Annotated in this window: 12 protein-coding genes and 1 tRNA gene; 7 read left to right on the top strand and 6 right to left on the bottom strand. The window is 74.7% G+C overall.

The features are described 5' to 3' along the window. Positions 1-7: 7 nt before the first annotated feature. A complete protein-coding gene (locus AB8735_RS30185) occupies positions 8-487 on the bottom strand; it encodes an inorganic diphosphatase (protein ID WP_344025564.1) in 480 nt (159 codons plus the stop codon). A gap of 334 nt (positions 488-821) precedes the next feature. Next, positions 822-1850, bottom strand: a complete 1029-nt coding sequence (locus AB8735_RS30180; RefSeq protein WP_372410689.1) for a DMT family transporter — start codon at positions 1848-1850, stop codon at positions 822-824. Between the two features lie 382 nt (positions 1851-2232). Here AB8735_RS30180 and AB8735_RS30175 point away from each other — a divergent pair, with 382 nt between their 5' ends. The 4 genes from AB8735_RS30175 to AB8735_RS30160 are packed head-to-tail and all read left to right on the top strand — an operon-like array spanning position 2233 to position 9910. Further along, positions 2233-3762 carry a flavin monoamine oxidase family protein gene (locus AB8735_RS30175; RefSeq protein ID WP_372410688.1) on the top strand — a complete coding sequence of 510 codons (1530 nt, stop codon included), beginning with the start codon at positions 2233-2235 and terminating at the stop codon, positions 3760-3762. Then, positions 3759-7064 (top strand): ferritin-like domain-containing protein, encoded by a 3306-nt coding sequence (locus AB8735_RS30170; protein ID WP_372410686.1) that lies wholly within the window; start codon positions 3759-3761, stop codon positions 7062-7064. Before AB8735_RS30175 ends, AB8735_RS30170 begins: the two co-directional genes overlap by 4 nt. 13 nt (positions 7065-7077) lie before the next feature. Then, positions 7078-8673 (top strand): FAD-dependent monooxygenase, encoded by a 1596-nt coding sequence (locus AB8735_RS30165; protein ID WP_372410684.1) that lies wholly within the window; start codon positions 7078-7080, stop codon positions 8671-8673. A gap of 28 nt (positions 8674-8701) precedes the next feature. Beyond that, positions 8702-9910: a cytochrome P450 gene (locus tag AB8735_RS30160; RefSeq protein ID WP_372410683.1), complete on the top strand. Its 1209-nt coding sequence runs from the start codon at positions 8702-8704 to the stop codon at positions 9908-9910. A gap of 110 nt (positions 9911-10020) precedes the next feature. On the opposite strand, the gene AB8735_RS30155 is transcribed toward AB8735_RS30160, so the two are convergent. After that, a tRNA-Leu gene (locus tag AB8735_RS30155) sits at positions 10021-10108 on the bottom strand. Positions 10109-10214: 106 nt separating this feature from the next. Between AB8735_RS30155 and AB8735_RS30150 the strand changes: the two genes are divergently transcribed. Beyond that, on the top strand, positions 10215-11579 hold the full coding sequence (locus AB8735_RS30150; protein ID WP_372410681.1) for a DUF2254 domain-containing protein: 1365 nt from the start codon (positions 10215-10217) through the stop codon (positions 11577-11579). Between the two features lie 10 nt (positions 11580-11589). Here the strand turns inward: AB8735_RS30150 and AB8735_RS30145 are convergent, their stop codons facing one another. After that, entirely contained in the window at positions 11590-13143 is a 1554-nt protein-coding gene (locus tag AB8735_RS30145; RefSeq protein WP_344025536.1) for an aldehyde dehydrogenase family protein, read from the bottom strand. A 228-nt stretch (positions 13144-13371) separates the two neighbouring features. Between AB8735_RS30145 and fdhD the strand changes: the two genes are divergently transcribed. Further along, positions 13372-14211: a formate dehydrogenase accessory sulfurtransferase FdhD gene (fdhD, locus tag AB8735_RS30140; protein WP_372410680.1), complete on the top strand. Its 840-nt coding sequence runs from the start codon at positions 13372-13374 to the stop codon at positions 14209-14211. Positions 14212-14257: 46 nt separating this feature from the next. Here the strand turns inward: fdhD and AB8735_RS30135 are convergent, their stop codons facing one another. Then, a complete protein-coding gene (locus AB8735_RS30135; protein ID WP_372410678.1) occupies positions 14258-16789 on the bottom strand; it encodes a GTPase-associated protein 1-related protein in 2532 nt (843 codons plus the stop codon). Between the two features lie 317 nt (positions 16790-17106). Then, positions 17107-17565, bottom strand: coding sequence for a MarR family winged helix-turn-helix transcriptional regulator (locus AB8735_RS30130; protein ID WP_372410676.1), 459 nt, complete (start codon positions 17563-17565; stop codon positions 17107-17109). 136 nt (positions 17566-17701) lie between these two features. On the opposite strand from AB8735_RS30130, the gene AB8735_RS30125 reads away from it, so the two are divergent. Then, positions 17702-18634: a zinc-binding dehydrogenase gene (locus AB8735_RS30125; RefSeq protein WP_344025527.1), complete on the top strand. Its 933-nt coding sequence runs from the start codon at positions 17702-17704 to the stop codon at positions 18632-18634. Positions 18635-18661: the final 27 nt, after the last annotated feature.

The following is an 18661-nucleotide window of genomic DNA, read 5'->3' as shown; positions in this document are numbered from 1 at the left end:
TTCTTTATCAGGTGCGGGCCCTCGCCCGGGACGCGGCGATCTCCTCCTCGGCGGCGGCGCGGTCGGCCCAGCAGGCGCCGTCGACGGACTTCCCGGGCTCCAACTCCTTGTACACCTCGAAGAAGTGCTGGATCTCCAGCCGGTCGAACTGCGGGAGGTGGCGCAGGTCGCGCAGGTGCTCGTGGCGCGGGTCCCCGGCGGGGACGCAGAGGACCTTGGCGTCCTCGCCCGCCTCGTCGCGCATGCGGAACATCCCGATCGCCCGGCAGCGGATCACCACGCCGGGGAAGGTGGCCTCGCCGGAGAGGACGAGGGCGTCCAGCGGCTCGCCGTCGGCGCCGAGCGTTCCGTCGATGTAGCCGTAGTCGGCCGGGTAGCGGGTGGAGGTGAAGAGCAGCCGGTCCAGCCGGATGCGGCCGAGCGCGTGGTCCATCTCGTACTTGTTGCGGCTGCCTTGCGGGATTTCCACGACGACGTCGAAGTCCACGGGGGCTCCTCGCTCCGGTAGTTGACGGCCCGTCGTCTTTGACGCGGCCGCGACACCATGGTGGCGTGGTGGGCTGCGGGGCACCATGGGGCGTGGGGGTGGGGGGTGTTTGCCCCTGGCCCGCCCTTTCACCGTTTCTTCCGGGGGAGACCCCCGGACCCCCATTCGCCCTTCGGGCGAAGTCCTCAAACGCCGGACGGGCTGGTTTCCGCGCCCGGGCGCGAACTCAGCCCGTCCGGCGTTTGAGGACAATGCGGCGCAGCCGCATTGCGGGGGCGAGGGGCGCAGCCCCGGAAGAAACGGTGAAAGGGCGGGACCGGGGCAAAACCACCCCTCACCCCTGCCCCTCCTCCCCCTCCGCCCGCCCCGCCGGCACCAGGCACCGCCCCCGCGGTCGCACCCCCGGCCGGATCCGCGGCCGCGGCCGCACGCCCGGAGCCGGGTCCGGCTCCGGATCCGCGGCCGGGGCCGGGGCCGAGTCCGAACCCGCCCCATCCCGAGCCACAGGCACCCGCCCCACCCCCTCCGGCACACTCACCCCGCGGAAGGTCAGCAGGACCACCCCCGTCGCCGCGACGGCGCCCGCCAGCCCCGCCAGCACCCCGCCCGGCAGCCCGTACAGGAAGTCCTCGCCGAGCACGGCGACGCCGACCGCCGCGGCCACGACGGGGTTGACGACGGTGACCGTCGCCAGGGGGGCGGCCAGGCCCGCGCCGCGGTAGGAGGACTGGGAGAGCAGCATGCCCGCGGAGGCGAGCACCGCGATGACGGCCAGGGTGGGCACCAGCACGCCCGCACCGAGGCCGTGGGCCAGGTCCTCCGCCGCGGCCTTGGTGAAGACCGACGCCATGCCGAAGGCGGCACCGGCCGCGGTGGCCAGGGCGACGCCGCGCACCACAGGGCGGCGCGCCCGCCGGGCGCCGAGCATCAGCAGGGCGACGCCGGCGAGCACCGCACCGGCGAGCACGGGGCGTTCGGCGGCGGAGAGGGACTCGGTGCGGGGCGGCCCGGTCAGGGCGAGCAGCCCGGCGAGGCCGCCGGTGGCGAGCAGGGCCCCGCGCAGGCCGGCCGCGCCGACGGGCCGGCGGGCGAAGAGGGCGGCCATCGGGAGGGCGAAGACGATGGTGAGCGCGCCCATCGGCTGCACCAGGCTCAGGGGGCCCCAGGCCAGCGCCAGGACGTGCAGTCCGGCGCCCAGGCCGGTGAGCGCCACGGCCCCCCACCAGGGGGCGCTGCGCAGCGGCCCGTACACCCCGCCGCCGTCGGGAGCCGCGGCGGCGACCCGCTCCTGCACGATGGCCGCGGCCGCGTAGCAGACGGCGGACACCAGGCAGAGCAGCACCGAGAGCGCCAGTGAGCTCACGGGGCGCCTCTGCGTTCCGGGCGGTCCGTACGGTCGTCGTCCATACCTTCCACCATGCCTCGTCCCGCCCGCCGCGTCGTCGTCCCCGGGTACGGACTCGGTCCTACTGCCGATGGAGTACTGCGGAGGGATGAGCGGACGGCGGGGCCGGGGCGGTCCTTCCGCCGTAGGGGCGCCGCGCGGTCCGGATTGTCCCTGGCGGTCCACGGATGCCCTTTCCGCGCATGTGCCCGGCGTAATTCCCCTACGCCGTTTCCCCGTGACCTGCCGGTAGGCACAGAATCCCCGCTTGTCCGGAAAAAGCGTTGCGCCCCGAGGAACCGCATGCCATTCCTTGGAGTCGCAAACGGGAAATAGCCGAACATTTACGGGGGGAAACTCAATGTCCGGCACACCGGAATTTTGGCATGCACACGAATTCGACCGAATCGAACAGAAACGGCCGTACGTCCTGGTCATCGGCGCCGGCATAGCGGGCCTCACCGCGGCCTACGAACTGGAGCGACGGCAGTTCCGCGTGGACATAATCGAGGCCGACTCCCGCATCGGCGGCCGCATCCGCACCCACCGTTTCGGCACCGGCCCGGGCGCCCCGTCCGTCGAACTCGGCGCCATGCGCATTCCCGACCGGCACCGCCTCACCCTGGAATACATCGACCGCATGGGGCTCACCGGAAAACTGCGCACCTTCAGCACCCTGCTCTCCGAGGAGAACGCCTTCCTGCACACCGACGGCGGTTTCGTACGCATCCGCGACGCCTCCGGCCCGCTGTGCGCCGGCTTCCGCGCGGACCTCGCCCCCCGGGACCCCGGGCCCGGCGGACAGGACCCCGTCGTGGTCTTCGGCGCCTGGCTGACCGCCATCGTCGACGCCATCGCCCCGCCCGACCTCCGCGAGGCGCTCCGCGCGGACCTGCGCCACCAGCTGCTGGACCTGGTCGCGCGGATCGACCCCGCGCCGCACCTGCGCGGCGCCGCCCGGGCCCGGATCGACCTGCACTCGCTGTTCTCCGCCCACCCCGACATCCGCTCCGGGTGCAGCGGACGCCTCAACAGCTTCCTCGACGACATCCTCACCGAGACCAGCCCGGCGCTGCTGCGCCTGGACGGCGGCATGGACCAGCTCCCCGGCCGGCTCGCCGCCCGGCTGAAGGGCCGGATCCTGTGCGGGCGGCACGTCACCGGCATCGGCGTGCGGGACGACGAGGTGCTGGTGAGGGTCGGCCACGGCGTCCGCACGACCCTCCGGCGAGCCGATTTCGCCGTGTGCACCGTGCCCTTCCCGGCCCTGCGGACGATGCGCCTGCGCGGTCTCGACGACGACAAGCGCGCGGTCCTGGACGATGTCGTCTACTGCCCGGCGACGAAGGTCGCCCTCCACTGCCGGGAGCCCTTCTGGCACGACGAGGGCATCCGCGGCGGTGCGTCGTTCACCGGAGGGCTGATCCGCCAGACGTACTACCCGCCCGTGGACGGAGCACCGGGGCGCGGGGCCGCGCTGCTGGCCAGTTACACCATCGGTGACGAGGCCGAGCGGCTCGGCCGGCTGCCGGCCCGCCGGCGGCACCGCGTCGTCCTCGACGAACTCGCCTCCATGCACCCGCAGTTGCGCACCCCCGGCATGGTGCTGGGCGCCACCAGCGCCGCCTGGGGCAGCTCCCGCCGGTCCGTCGGCTGCGCCACCCGCTGGGGCAAGTCGGCCGCCCAGTGCGAGGAGGAGCGGCGGCGCGCGGCCCGCCCGGTGGGCCGGCTGTTCTTCGCGGGCGAGCACTGCTCGGCCGCGCCCGCCTGGATCGAGGGCGCGATCGGCTCCGCGCTCGACGCCGTCAACGCGCTCGTCCACTACGTCCCGGGCCGGCGCCCGGTGCGGATACCGGACGGGCGCGGCCGCACGGAGGAGGTCGTCGGATGAGCGTCTTCGACCTGCCCCGGCTGCACTTCGCGGGCGTGGCGACGACCCGGCTGCCCACCGGGCCGCGCAGCGGGCTCAACGACCTCGCGACCAACACCGCCCTCACCGACGACGGTCCCGTCCCCGTGCCGTTCCCCGCCGACCGGCCGGCCGCCGAGTACCACGCCTGGCTGCACCGGCGCGGCCCGCGCTTCGACGGCGCCGGACGGCCGTGCGCCGACGGGGAGTTCAGCGCGCCCATGGGCTGGAACTTCGACGGCAACGGGCACTTCCTGCTCGACGCCCGGATCACCGCCGTCGAGGGCCCGGACGGGCGGACGGACGCCGCCGACCCGCTCGTCGGCCGCAGCGTCGACGTCTGGGGCCACTACAACCCCTATCTGCGCACCACCGTCAACCGGGCCCGGGTCTTCGACCTGGACCCGGCCTCGCGGTGGACCATGGCGCTGATGTGCGGCCGCTTCTGCTTCGGCAGGCTCGGCCGCTCGCACGACGACGGCTATCTGTTCACCGGTGGCGTCACCGGCTTCCAGCCGCCGCGCTGGACGTCCTTCGCCCGCGTCATGGACACCGGCGGGACCGATGGGACCAGTGAGACCGGTGAGACCGGCGGGACCGGTGAACACGCCCTCGCCGACTGGCTGGGCTACAGCGCCGTCCACCAGTTCGTGGTCCCACGCGCCGACGCCGAGTGGCTCGACGGGATCCGGTCCCCCACCGCCGGCGCCCTGCGCGCCGCGGTGGAGGACGGGGCGGACGGGATCGTCGTCCGCCTCGCGCTGGACAACATGGCGTCCCCGACGGTTCCCGACACCCCCGGCCGGTGGCGCGTACGGGGCACCGTAGCGCCCTGGCACGACGGGGAGTTGCGCACCTACCCGGCCGGCCGGCTCCTCGTCCCGGTCCCCGGCTCCCCGCTGCGCCATCTCACCGCGGACGTCCGGGAGGGCCGTGCGGCCCTCGACATGATCACCGCGGTGCCGGTCACCGGCCGTGCGGCGCAGGCCGGTCCGGGGCCGCTGCACCGGCTCGGCCCGCCGCTCGACCTGGGCCCGCTGGAACTGCGCACCACCGACGGCGCATTGGTCGCCCGCATTCCCGCCGGCGCGTATCCGTCGGACGCGACCTGCGGCGTCGTCACCGTCCCCGCGCCCGGCTGGCGGGCCGCGGGTGACGCGGCGCTGTGCCTGACCCGGACCGGTGCCGACGGCCGCCCGGAGACGCTGCTCACCGAGCGGGAGGCGGTCGTCCAGTCCGACGACGCGCTGGTGGTGCTCCACCACCGCGACCGCGCCCGGAGCGAGGACCACGCCGTGCGTGTACCCCTGCGCTCCTTCGTGCGCGGGCGCCCGGCGGCCGTCGGGGTGCGCGTCCGCCAGTACCACAACCCCCGTGCGCTGCCCGCCGATCCGGTGGCGGGCGCGCCCGGCGCCCGCTGCGGGGACGCCGTCGTCCTCGGGGTGCGCACGCCGGACGGCGAGGCGTACGCGCCGGAGTGCGCGCTCACCACCGACGAGCGGGGGCACGGCGTGCTCGTGCTGCGCGGCGAACGGGCGGGCACCTGCCGGGTCCTGCTCTCCGCGGGCCCGGCGGACGCCCCCTGCACCGACCCCCGCGCCCCCGGCTCGGCCCGGGCCTCCTTCGACGACGAGGACGCGCTGGGCCACTGGGCGGGCGTCGGCGCGCTGGCCGTCCGCGTGCTGCCCGACGACTGGCACCTGGACCGGATCCCGCGCGAGAAGGTCGACTTCGACCTCCTCCACCGGGAGGTCTTCGCCTACTACGAGCAGACCTCCACCTTTATGCGCTCCGAGGTCTTCAGCCTCGCCGACCGCTGCAAGGTCGAGACCTATGCCGAACTCGCCTGGCAGATGTGCGACCCCCGCAACAAGGACCGCACGTACTACATGCCGCCCACCCGCGACCTCACCGACCCCAAGGCCCGCCTCCTGCTCGCCTATCTGCGCAACCGGCAGGCGCTCGCGCGCCCGCCGCTGCCGGTGCACGCGTCCCCCGCCGCGCCGCCCCCGATCACCACCCGGGGCCGGCTGCACACCGTCCTGCGGCAGGCGGCCACCCTGGAACTGGCCGTGATGCTCCAGTACTTGTACGCGGCCTTCTCGGTGCCCACCCACGGCGCGGGGCTGGCCTATGTGCGCGCCGGGCGCTGGACGCCCCGGCAGCTGGAGCTGGCCTGCGGCCGGGGCGGGGCGACGCTCGACGACGGGATCCGCGGCGCCCTGCTGAACGTCGCCCGCGAGGAGATGATCCACTTCCTGCTGGTCAACAACATCCTCCTGGCCACGGGCGAGCCCTTCCACGTCCCGGCGATCGACTTCGGCACGCTGAACGGGCAGTTGCCCGTCCCTCTCGACTTCGCCCTGGAGGGACTGGGCATCGGCAGCGTCCAGCGGTACATCGCCGTCGAACAGCCCGCCGCGCTCACCCCGGAGCTCCGCCGCGAGGGCGACGCACCGCGCGACGGCACGCCCGGCACCGCGGGGTGGGGATCGGTCAGCGAGCTGTACGCGGCCGTCCGCGAGGGGCTGCGGACCGTCCCCGGGCTCTTCCTGGTGGACAAGGGGCGCGGCGGCGGCGAACACCACGTCTTCATGCGGGAGTCCGTCAACACCGCCCACCCCGACTACCAGTTGGAGGTGGACGACCTCTCCAGCGCCCTGTTCGCCGTCGACTTCATCACCGAACAGGGCGAGGGCGGGGTGCTCGGCGCCGCCGCGCCCTCCGACACCTCGCACTTCGAGACGTTCCTGCGCATCGGCGAACTCCTCACCACCGAGCGCGTCCCCGGCCCGCACGGGCGGCAACTGCCCTGGGAACCGGCGTACCCGGTGCTGCGCAACCCCACGCTGGGCACGGGCGACGCGGCCAAGGACCCGGTCACGGACCCGGCGGCGCGCGAGGTCGCCCGGCTCTTCAACCGCTCCTACGCGCTGTCGCTGCACCTGATGGTCCAGCACTTCGGCACCGGGCCCGACACCAGCCTGCGCCGCTCGAAGCTGATGAACGCCTCCATCGACATCATGACGGGCATGATGCGCCCGCTCGCCGAGCTGCTGGTCACCATGGACTCGGGCCGGCGCGGCCGCACCGCGGGCCCCACCTTCGAGCTGGACGCCGTGCCCGCGCCCGTACCGCGCCCGGACGTGGCGCGCCGCGCGCTCGCGCTGCGCTGCGCGCATCTGGCCGACGCGGCGCGCGCCTGCGCGCCGGTGCCCGAACAGGTCGCCGACATGGCGGCGTTCTACGCCGACGCCTTCGGTCACGAGGAGCGCCGAGCATGAGGGAGGACGGCGGATGACCCCACGGGAGACATGGGAGACGGACGTACTGATCGTCGGCGGCGGGCCGGTGGGCCTGGCCCTGGCCCTCGACCTGAGATACCGGGGCGTACCGTTCCTGCTGCTGGAGGCGGGCGACGGGCGGATCGGCCACCCCAAGGTCGGTACCGTGGGCCCCCGTTCGATGGAGCTGTTCCGGCGCTGGGGCGTCGCCGGCGCGATCCGTTCCGCGGGCTGGCCCGGCGACCACCCGCTGGACGTCGCCTGGATCACGGCCGTCGGCGGCCACGAGATCCACCGGCTGCGGATGGGCACGGCCGACTCCCGCCCGGAGCCGCCGTGGACGCCCGAGCCCGAACAGGTCTGCCCGCAGCACTGGCTGATCCCCCTGCTCGTCCACGAGCTCGGCGCGCACCCCGCCGGCCCGCTGCACCTGGGCTGCCGCCTCGACGGGTTCGTCCAGGACGACGACGGCGTCACCGCCACGGCCACCCGCCTCGCCGACGGCACCCCCCTTCAGCTGCGCGCCCGCTGGCTCGTCGGCTGCGACGGCGCCTTCTCCCCCGTCCGCAAGGCGCTCGGCATCCCCGCCCCGCCCTTCCACCGCACCCGCACCTTCCGCAACATCCTCTTCCGCGCACCGAAACTGGGGGAACTGCTGGGCCCGCGCCGGGCCCTGGTGCACTTCCTCGTCCGGCCGCCCGCCCTGCGCTACCCCCTGCGGTCGATGGACGGCGACGAGCTGTACCGGCTGACCGTCACCGCGGAGGCGGAGCGGCACCTGGACGCGATGACGCTGCTGCGCACCGCCGTCGCCCCGGACACCCCGCTGGAGCTGGTCTCCGAACACGTCTGGCACCTGACCCACCGGGTCGCCGACGACTACCGCGCCGGGAGGGTGCTGCTCGCCGGGGACTCCGCGCACACCCTCTCGCCGTCCGGCGGCTTCGGCATGAACACCGGCATCTGCGACGCCGCCGACCTCGGCTGGAAGCTCGCCGCGGAGCTCGCCGGCTGGGCAGGCCCCGCCCTGCTCGACAGCTACACCGCCGAACGCCGCCCGGTCGCCGGCCGCAGCCTCGCCGAGGCCCACACCCATCTGCGGCGCACCCTGGACCGCACCCTGCCCGAGGAGATCCTGCGGGACGACACGGCGGGGGCCCGGGCCCGCGCGGCCCTGGCCGAGCAGCTCGAACGCGAGGGCGTGCGCGCCGAGTTCGACGCCCCGGACGCCCACCTCGGCTTCCGCTACGCCTCCCCGCTGATCGTCGGCGACCCCGACGGCGACGACGGGACCTGGCGCACCCGGGCCCTGCCCGGCGCCCGCGCCCCGCACGCCCGCCTGGCCGACGGCACCTCCACCCTCGACCTCTTCGGCCCCGCCTTCCGGCTGCTGTGCTTCGCCGACCCGGCGCCCATGACCCCCGTCACCAGCGCTTTCGCCCACCGGGGCGTCCCGCTCCACGTCACCCGCTGCCCCGACCGCACGGCCGCCCGGCTGTACGGACGGCCGTACGTCCTGGTCCGCCCCGACGGGCACGTCACCTGGCGCGGGACGCGGCCGCCGCTGGACCCGGTGCTGCTGGCGGACACGGTGCGGGGCGCGCGATGAGCCCGGCCACCCACCCGTGGAGGAACCCATGAGCACCCTCGGCCCCTTCCGTACCTCCGACGTCCACCTCCCCGACCCGTACCCCCTCTACCACCACTACCGGGAAGACGACCCCGTACACGAGACGGACACCGGCTGGTACGTCTTCCGCCACGACGACGTGGCCCGCGTCCTCGCCGACCGCCGCTACGGCAGGGGCGCACTGCCCGCACCCCTGCCCGCGAGCTGTCCGCACCTCCGCCGCACCGCCGCCAACTGGATGGTCTTCATGGACCCCCCGCGCCACACCAGGATCCGCGCCCTGGTCGCCCGGAGCTTCACCCCGCGCGTGGTGGACCAACTACGGCCGCGCATCCGGGAGATCGCCGCACGGCTGACGGCCGCGCTGGCCGAGGAGGCACAGGCCGACCTCGTGGACCGCTTCGCGGCACCCTTCCCCATCCTGGTCATCAGCGAACTGCTCGGCATCCGCGCCGACGACCGCCCCTGGTTCCGGGCCCGCGCCGTCGACCTCCAACAGGCCACCAGCGCCCGGGCCGCCCGCCGCCCCGACGCCTACGCGGTGGCCGACGCGGCCGCCGGCGAACTCGACGCCTACTTCCGCGCAGAACTGTCCCGCCGCAGGACGACACCCGCCCCGTCCTCCGGTGAACCCGACCTGATCGACCTGATGCTCCACGCGGCATCCCCCGACCCCACCCTGGACGACGACGTACTGGTCGGCACCTGCATCCACCTCCTCACCGCCGGCCACGAGACCACCACCAACCTCCTCACCAAGTCCCTCCTGGCCCTCCTCGCCCACCCCTACCAACTCGGCCTGCTGCGCGCCCGCCCCCAACTCCTCCCGGAGGCGGTCGAGGAGCTCGTCCGCTACGACTCCCCCGTCCAGATGATCAGCCGCATCGCCCACGAGGACGGCGAGATCGGCGGCCGCCGCATCCCCCGCGGCGCCAAGGTCACCCTCGTCCTCGGCTCCGCCAACCGCGACCCCCGCCGCTTCCCGCACCCCGACCGCCTCGACGTCCGCCGCGACGCCCGCCGCCACTGCGGCTTCGGCCTCGGCCTGCACTACTGCGTCGGCGCCCCCCTGGCCCGCGCCGAGGCCGAGACCGGCCTCGCCGCCCTCCTCGACCTCCCCGGCCTACGCCTGGCCCAGGACCCGGACGGCCCGGTCCGCTACGCCGACGACCTGGTCTTCCACGGCCCGGCCCGGATGCTGGTGCGCACGGCCTGAGGCACGGGGCGGGCCCGGCGGATCGACGATCCACCGGGCCCGTTGGTCACCCACTGGTCACGCCGTGGGCCGAAAAAACAGAAAGACCCCAGATGAACTGGGGTCTCTGCTGGTGTCCGAGGGGGGACTTGAACCCCCACGCCCGATAAAGGGCACTAGCACCTCAAGCTAGCGCGTCTGCCATTCCGCCACCCGGACCAGGTGTCTGTCTCTGCGGGGTGTTCCCCGCGGCGACATGGATAACTCTATCAAGGTTTCGGAGCGCCTTTCACCAGGCATTTCCCTCTGGACATAAGGTCCGATTATGGGCAATGACGGACATTCCCCTGCATCGACCGTCCCGGAGGCCCCGGCCGAGGGTCCCGTACCCGCTCCCACCAGGCGTGTTCCCCGTCCGCTGTCCCCGTTGCGGGAGCATCTGCGGGACACGTTCTGGTTCACGCCGACGCTGGGGCTGGTGGGGGCCGTGGTGGGGGCGGTGGGGGTGCTGGCGGTGGACGAGCTGTTCGTCCGGCTGCTGCAGGAGGACGGGGACTACGACACCGTCGCCTCGCTCATCAAGATCGCCAACGATATGCGGACGATCGTCTCGACGGCCGGCTCGGCGATGCTCACCTTCGTCGGCGTGGTCTTCTCGATCTCGCTGGTCGCGCTCCAGATGGCCAGCGGCCAGTTCACGCCGCGCGTCGTCCGGCTCTATGTGCGCAGCCGGATCACCAAGTGCGCCTTCGCCGTCTTCCTGGCGACCTTCCTGTTCGCGCTGCTGGTGCAGGCCTCGTACGAGGGGGAGGACGATCCGCGGAAGGTCACCACGGTGCCGGTCTTCTCCAGCATCGTGTGCGTGCTGCTGGTGCTGGTGAGCCTGGGGCTGTTCATCGCCTATGTGAACTCCACGCTGCGGCTGATGCGGGTCAGCCATGTCATCGACCGGATCATCCGGGAGTCGCTGCGGGTGCTGGACAAGCACGCCCGGGGCGGCGGCACGGCCCCGCTGCCGCCCGCCGGGCCCGAGATCGTCCACCGCGGCCGGGCCGGCGTGCTGCGGGACGTGCACATCGCCCGGCTGGTGCGGGTGGCGCGGCGGCACGGGGTGGTGCTGCGGCTGATCCCGCGCATCGGGGACTACGTCGTGCCGGGGACGCCGGTGCTCGCGGTGCACGGCGCCGGCAAGGCGCCCCCGGCGCGGGCCCTGCGGTACACGGTGTCCGTGGGGGTGGAGCGGACGTTCCACCAGGACATCGGGTTCGGGCTGCGGCAGCTGTCCGACATCGCCCAGCGCGCCTTGTCGCCCGCGGTGAACGACCCGACGACGGCCGTGCAGTGCCTGGACCGGATCGTGCAGTTCCTGGCCGCGGTCGCGCGGCGCCCGCTCGGGGCCCTGTGCCACTGCGACCGCGCGGGGACGGTGCGGCTGGTGCAGGACCTGCCGGGCTGGACGGACCTGGTGGACCTCGGGCTGACCGAGGTCCGGCGGTGCGCGACCGGCAGTCCCCAGGTCACCCGGCGGCTGATGGCGGGCCTGGACGACCTGTGGGCGCTCGCCCCCGAGGCGCGGCGGGAGCCGCTGGAGCGGCACCGCGCACTGCTGGCGCAGGCCGTGACGCGTGCGGTGCCGGACGCGGCGGAGCGGGAGTTCGCCCTCGTGCCCGACCGGCAGGGCATCGGCTGATCCCGGCCGGTCAGGGCATGAGGTGGTACTCGGGGAAGTTGCCCGGCAGCCGCTCGTCCGCCGACGGTCCCTCGGTCACCGCCCGCACCAGCAGGTCCCCGCCGACGAAGGCCCCCCGCCACGACGCCCCGAACCCGCCGAAGAGCTCCTGCCGGTCCCCGCGCGAACGCGGCGCGCCGTGGCCCACCTTGAAGGCGCGGATCTGCGGTGCCAGCCGCCCGTAGGTCTCCGGGTCGTCGCAGGACAGGGTCGCGACCAGGGCGCCGTTGCTGGCGTTCATCGCGGCGAGGAGCTCGGCCTCGGTGTCCACCAGGACGATGGTGTCCACGGGCCCGAAGGGCTCGGAGTGGTGGAGGGGTGAGGACGGGGGCGGATTGAGCAGGGTGACCGGCGGGACGTACGCGCTGCGGTCCTGCCCCGGCAGGAAGCGGCCCTCGGCGAGCGAGCCGTGGTGCAGCGGCACCGCGCCCCGGTCGATCGCCTCGGCGACCTGGTCCGTCAGCTCCTTCGCCTTGGCCGCGTTGATCAGCGGCCCGAAGTCCAGCTCGGGCAGGTCGTCGGCGGGCCAGTCGATGGCCAGCGGGTGGCCGAAGCGCACGGCGCGCACGGCCGGGAGGTAGTGGGCGAGGAACTCCGCGAAGGCGGAGCGCTGGACGACGAAGCGCGGGTAGGCCGTGCAGCGCTGCTTGGCGTAGTCGAAGGTCTTGCGGATCTGCGGGGCGAAGGCGTCCCAGTCGGTGAAGTTCCAGATGCCCCAGGTGTTGAGGCCCTCCTGTTCGAGGATGTGCCGCTTGCCCAGGTCGGCGACGGCGGTGGCCACCCGGGCACCGGCGTCCCGGCCGCCGACGAAGGACACACAGCCGATCTCGGGCGCGCGCACCAGCGCTTCGGACAGCTCGCCGCCGCTGCCGCTGACCAGCGTGACGGGGACGCCCTCGCGGTGGATCAGCGCACTGGCCAGCGTCAGGCAGGCCAGCCCGCCGTCGGTCGGGGTCTTGGCGACGACCGCGTTGCCCGCCAGGGCCTGGACGAGCATGGCGTGCACGAGGACGCTCATCGGGTAGTTCCAGCTGGCGATGTTGGAGACGGGCCCGGCCAGCGGGGTGCGCCCGGCCAGCATGCGGTCGATCCCGTCCACGTACCAGCGGACGCCGTCGATCGCCCGGTCCACATCGGCCTGGGCCAGCCGCCAGGGCTTGCCGATCTCCCAGACGAGCAGCAGGGAGAGGAGCTCACGGTGTTCGTCGAGGGCGTCCAGCGCGGCGCTCACCCGGGCCTTGCGGTCGGCGAGGGGCACCTCGCGCCAGGCGCGGTGCTGGTCGAGCGCGGCGCGTACGGCCCGGTGGGCGGCGGGCGCGTCCAGCCGGGGCGGGCCCGCGACGGGCGTCCCGTCGACCGGGCTGACGGCGGGCAGCGGACGGCCGTCCGCGTGCCAGGCGCCGTTCCAGAGGTTGAGGACGCGGTCGTCCCGGAAGGCCTCGGGGGCGAGCGCGAGACAGCGCTGCCAGGCGCTGTCCCACTCGGCGCCGGGCCGCAGGACCAGGGAGTTGAGGGTCGGTGCCATGGAATCTCCGCTCTCGGTGCACAGTCGGGGCGGGGAACAAGCACGTTGCCCGTCGAACGGTAGTCCCCGGTGCGGCACGCGGCAGGACGCCCGCGGGCGATGAGGCCCACGTCACGTGCGACCTCCGGTAACGGGCGCACGGTCCGGTGGTGTTCGTGCATCCGTGCCGATGACGCCCGTGACAATGGAGCGGTCCACCGCCGCCGAACAGACCGGGACTGATCACCCATGGGACGGGTCACCGCACGCCGCCGCGTCATCCGCATCCGCAACGGGGCGGTGAACGCCCGCCCGGACACCCTGGTCGCCGAGGAGCCGCTGGAGATCCGGCTGAACGGCAAACCGCTCGCGATCACCATGCGCACGCCGGGCGACGACTTCGCGCTCGCCGCCGGGTTCCTGGTGAGCGAGGGCGTCCTCGGCGACGCGGCCGAGCTCGCGAACATCGTCTACTGCGCGGGCGCCACGTCCCCCGACGGCAGCGGGAACACCTACAACGTCGTGGACGTCCGGCTCGCGCCCGGGGTGCCCGTCCCCGACATCAGCCTCGAACGCAACGTCTACACCACCTCGTCGTGCGGCCTGTGCGGCAAGGCAAGCCTGGACGCCGTGCGGACGACCGCGCGCTGGCCGCTCTCGGACGGCCCCGCCCCGCTGCGCCTCGCGCCGGAGCTGCTCACCGAACTCCCCGACCGGCTGCGCGCGGCCCAGACGGTCTTCGACCGCACCGGCGGTCTGCACGGCGCCGCGCTCTTCGCCCCGGACGGCGAACTCCTGGACGTCCGGGAGGATGTGGGCCGGCACAACGCCGTCGACAAGCTGGTGGGGCGGGCGTTGCGCGAGGGGCTTCTGCCGCTCGCCGGAACGGTCCTGCTGGTCTCCGGGAGGGCGTCCTTCGAACTCGCCCAGAAGGCCGTGATGGCCGGCATACCCGTCCTGGCCGCCGTCTCGGCCCCCTCGTCACTGGCGGTCGACCTGGCGGCGGAGACGGGGATGACGCTGGTGGGCTTCCTGCGCGGGGCGTCGATGAACGTCTACGCCGGGGAGGAGCGCATCGTGCTGCCGTGACCTCCTTCCCCTCAGAGCGCATCGTGCTGCCGTGACCTCCTTCCCCTCAGTCGGCCCTGCGCTCCCCGCGGGAGGACCGGCGCAGCGCGCCGAGCCGGCCCAGGACGCCGGGGCGCCTGTTCCACTCCTGGAACAACTCCTCCCAGGACGGGTCCTGTTCGTAGAGGACCTGCTGGATCTCGTCGAGCTGCTCCCGGGGGAGGAAGCGCATGGCGGGGCGCAGCACCTCGTCGAGCAGGCCGGTACGGAGCTCGTCCCAGAGGGCGCTCACGCCGGGGGCCGTGTACCAGGCCGTGAAGCAGGCGGCGGCGAACGCGGGGGTGCGGCGCAGCGCGAGGTCCACTCCCCCGCCGCGGGCCTCGTGGGCATAGGCGCCCAGCAGTTCCTCGTCGCCGGACGCGGCGAGCTCGGCCAGCTCGTCGGGGCAGGGGTCGCCGAACAGCAGTCTGCGGACGAGGACATGGCGCAGCCGGTCCTCGATACCGGGCTCCAGGGGGCGGGCCTGCGCGCGCAGGGACAGGGCGCGGGCCGTGAAGCCGGCGACCTCCTGGCCGTCGTCGATGGCGCCCGCCTGGTCGAGGAGGAGCAGCGCGGCGTGCCGGCGCGGGTCGAGCCGGGGGCCGCAGCGCAGGACCAGGATCCTGGCCACGGCCGGCGCCTCGGCGTCGTCGGGCGCGCTGTCCAGGGCGGACCGGACGAGCACGTCGTCGAGGCCAGCGGCGCGGTGCCGCTCCGCGGGGAGGGCGTCCAGCAGTGCGGCGGTCTCGGCGGGGGTGGGTGCGGAGCTGCCCCAGACCAGGCGGAAGGCGGTGCGCAGTACGGAGGGGTTGGCGCCCTGGCCGCGTCCCGCGCTTCTGACGAGCTGGGCGAGGAAGGCGATCCGGTCGGGTGAACGGCCGGTGCTCCGGGGGTCGTTCGGTCCGGGCGCGGCGCCGGTGTCGTCCGGGCTGCGGCGGGGGCGCGGGAGGGAGCCGTCGGCCAGGGCGGCGGCCATGCGCAGGTGCGGGAGCCGCTGGAGGTCGGCGGCCGGGAAGCCACCGGTGAGCAGGTGGACGACGGACGCCGGGTCGCCCGTCGCCGCGGTGCGCTCCAGGGTGCCGAGGACGGCGGCGGTGAGCCCGGGGTGGGCGGTGACGGCGGCCCACACCGCGTCGCGGTCCGGGGCGGCGTCACCGAGCAGGGCGGCGCTGAGGCGGGCGGTGAGGACGGGGGTGTGGTCGGCGCGCAGCGCCTCGGCGAGGCGGGCGAGGGCCAGCACCCGGGCGAGGGGCTCCCCCGGGGCCGCGCGGTCCAGCTCGGCGCGCAGGTCGCGGCGGAGCTGGGCGCCAGGGGTGCGGGAGGCCAAGGGGGCGAAGAACTCGGCGAGTTCGGCGAGGGCCGCCCACTCCTCCGGCGGGCGGTCCGGGCCCGCCACCGCCAGGGCCCGCAGCAGCGGGGCGAGCAGCGGATTGGGCTCGCGGCGGTCGGCGGAGGCGCGGAAGCGGGCCCAGCGGGCCGCCGCGGTCCGGCCGGCCGCGTCCAGCGGGATGCCCTCGCAGAGGGCCAGGGCGGCGAGGCGGCCGGCGTCGTGCGTCGCGTCCCGGTCGGCCGCGGTGCGGAACCTGGCGGCCTCCGTGAACAGCGCGGGCCGGTCCGCGAGCAGGACGCGGGCGGCGACGGAGGCCCAGGGATCGGGCTCGTCACGGGCGGGGCTGGAGTGGCCGCCCGCGCAGTCGTGGACGCGGTACCGGCGGTCGCCGGCCACATGGGCGTAGTCGAACTCCGAGCCCGGCAGGGCCCCGACGATCTGCTGCCGGGCGAGCAGGGGGCGGCGGGTGTAGGTGGTGAAGGTGAGCCGGTGGGCGAGGTCGCGCGGCAGGACGGCGCTGGCGACGGCGATCCAGTGGGCGATGCGGCCCGTGTCCCTCTCGATGACGAGGAGTTGGGGCGCGTCGGGCCTGCGGAAGAGGGTCCGTACATCGGTGAGGAACGGGACGAGCCGCTCCGCGCGGGCCGTGACGAACTCCAGCAGGCCGGCCTTGGTGATGCGACGGGCCGGGGCGAGGGCGGCGAGCGGCTCGGGGGTGCCGGTGCCGGGGGTGCGCTCGGCCCACGAGGGGGACTCCCAGGCCTCGACGGGCAGCAGCCCGCCGGGCAGGGGGCCGTCCGGGGGCAGGCGCACGGCGTGGGCGTGGAAGGGGTGGCGCCGGCCCAGGGGGTCGGTGCCGGTGCGGACCGCGCGGCACAGCAGCCGGGTGCCGTCGGCGAGCCGGTGGTGGCCGAAGACGACGGGGAAGCGGGGGCCCTCGCCGGGCGGGGCGGCGTCGGCCGGTGCGGCTCCGTCGCAGGGTGCGCCGGCGCCCGGTGCTGCTCCGCCCGGTGTTGCTTCGCCCGGTGTTGCTCCGCCTGGTGCGCCCCGGCCCGGTCCGTCGTCCGGTGGCTCGCAGTCGTCCAGTGGCTCGTAGGTGAGCAGTGGCTCGATCTCGCCGAGGAGGAGGGCGGGCAGGTCGGGGCCTGCGGCGGTGAAGCGGGGGGCCGAGTCCGGGGACGAGCGGGAGTAGTGCAGCTGCTGGAGGGGGGGCGGCTGGTGCGGGGTCATGCGCGCCCCCTCTGTGGACCGGCCGGGCGCCCCCCGGCACGGGAGCTCTCCAACTCCCCACGGGATACGCACCGTTTGCCCGGGGGAACGACCCGCCCCGTCACGAGCCCGCCGAGGCCTCCGCGGTCCCGGACCACTGACACCACCCCTCCTCCACACCCGCCCGTCGGCGAAGGCCATCCCACCAGATCCGCGCGGGGGACGACGGGACTTTCGGGGAATGGCCGGCACCCCCTCCCGCGCGCCTCCCGCGCACCCCCCGTGCGCCTCCCGCCCCGCTCCGGCCGCGAGGCACGCGGGCCCTCGCCGGCCGGCCGTCAGCCCTCGTCGACTATCCGCGCGAGCAGGGCGAGGAAGAGCCGGCGCTCGGCCGGCGAAAGGGCGGCCAGCAGGGCCTCGTTGGCCTCGTCGCCGAGCTCCGTGAGCCGGCCGAGGCGGCGGCGGCCCTCCTCGGTGAGGGTGATGGCGTTCTTGCGGCGGTCGGCGGGATCGGGGGCGCGGGTGACGAGGTCCTCGGCCTGGAGGTCGTTGAGGATGCCGACCATGTCCTTGGGGTCGAAGCCGGTGGTGCGGCCCAGCTCGGCCTGGGCCACCGGGCCGAGGTCCGCCACGGCGGAGAGGACCGCATGGTGGGGCATGCGCAGGCCGTCCCGGGCGAGGGCGTCGGAGACGAGCCGCCGCCCGCGCGCCGAGGCGCGGTTGAGCAGCCAGCTGGGCAGGGTCTGGATGTGGGCGAGGGCCGGCTCTCCGGCCGCGCGGGCGTCGGTGTGTGCCATGGGTCGAGGGTAGCGAAAAACCCGTTGGGATTCCCCATGAAAAACCATTGGACTTCCCAACGCAGTTCGGTATCGTCGTAGCCGTTGGGGATCCCAACGAACAGTCCTGGCAAAGCCATCCCTGTGGAGGTGCACCATGCGTCGTGTCCGCTATCACCAGAACGGCGGCCCCGAGGTCCTGCGCGTCGAGGAGACCGAGGTCCCCCGGCCCGGCCCGGGCGAGCTGCTCCTGCGCACCGAGGCGGTGGGCGTCACCCTGCCCGTGGTGCGCAAGGTCCGCGAGGGCGGGCAGCCGCTGCCCGCGAGCCTCGGGGGCGAGGTGGCCGGAGAGATCGTCGCCATGGGCCCGGACGTCACCGGCTTCCTGGTCGGCGAGCGCGTCACCGGCCTCTGCTTCGGCGACGGCTATGCCGACCACTCGGTCCTGCACACCTCGATGGCCTCGCGGATCCCCGGCGGGGCGAGCTCCGCCCAGGCCGTCGCCCTGGTGCGCTGCGGCCTGGTCGCCCTGGGGGCGTACGAGGCGGCCCGGCCCGCCGAGGGTGAGTCGGTCCTCGTCACCGGCGCGGCGAGCGGCGTGGGGCACCTCGCCCTCCAGATCGCCAAGGCACGTGGTGCGAGCCGTGTGGTGGCCGCCGTCGGGTCCCCGGCCAAGGCGGATTTCGTCCGCTCGCTGGGCGCGGACGAGGTCGTCGTCTACGGGCAGGAGTCCTGGGGAGAGCCGGTGGACATCGTGCTGGACGCCGTCGGCGGGGAGCTCCTCTCCCCCGCGGTGGCCGCCCTCGCCCCGGGCGGGCGCCTGGTGGCCTACAGCTCGGGCGGAGGGAGCGTCCAAGCGTACGACCTGCTGGTGGGCGCGAAATCGGTCATCGGATTCCAGATGGCGCTGATAGCCCGTCACCAGCCTGAGCTGATGGAGCGGTGGCGGCGGGAGCTCTGGGCCATGACCGCCGACGGCCGGCTGCGGCCGCGCATCCACGCGGAGCTCCCCCTGGAGGACGCGGCGAAGGCGCACGAGATCATCGAGTCGCGCGCCAATCAGGGCAAGGTGGTGCTGCGTCCCGTGTGACTCCCGCGATCCTCGGGCGCGGTGCTG

The organism is Streptomyces luteireticuli (genome assembly GCF_041519305.1).
In the GTDB taxonomy this organism is placed as follows: domain Bacteria; phylum Actinomycetota; class Actinomycetes; order Streptomycetales; family Streptomycetaceae; genus Streptomyces; species Streptomyces luteireticuli.
This window is presented reverse-complemented; position numbering and strand designations above follow the sequence as displayed.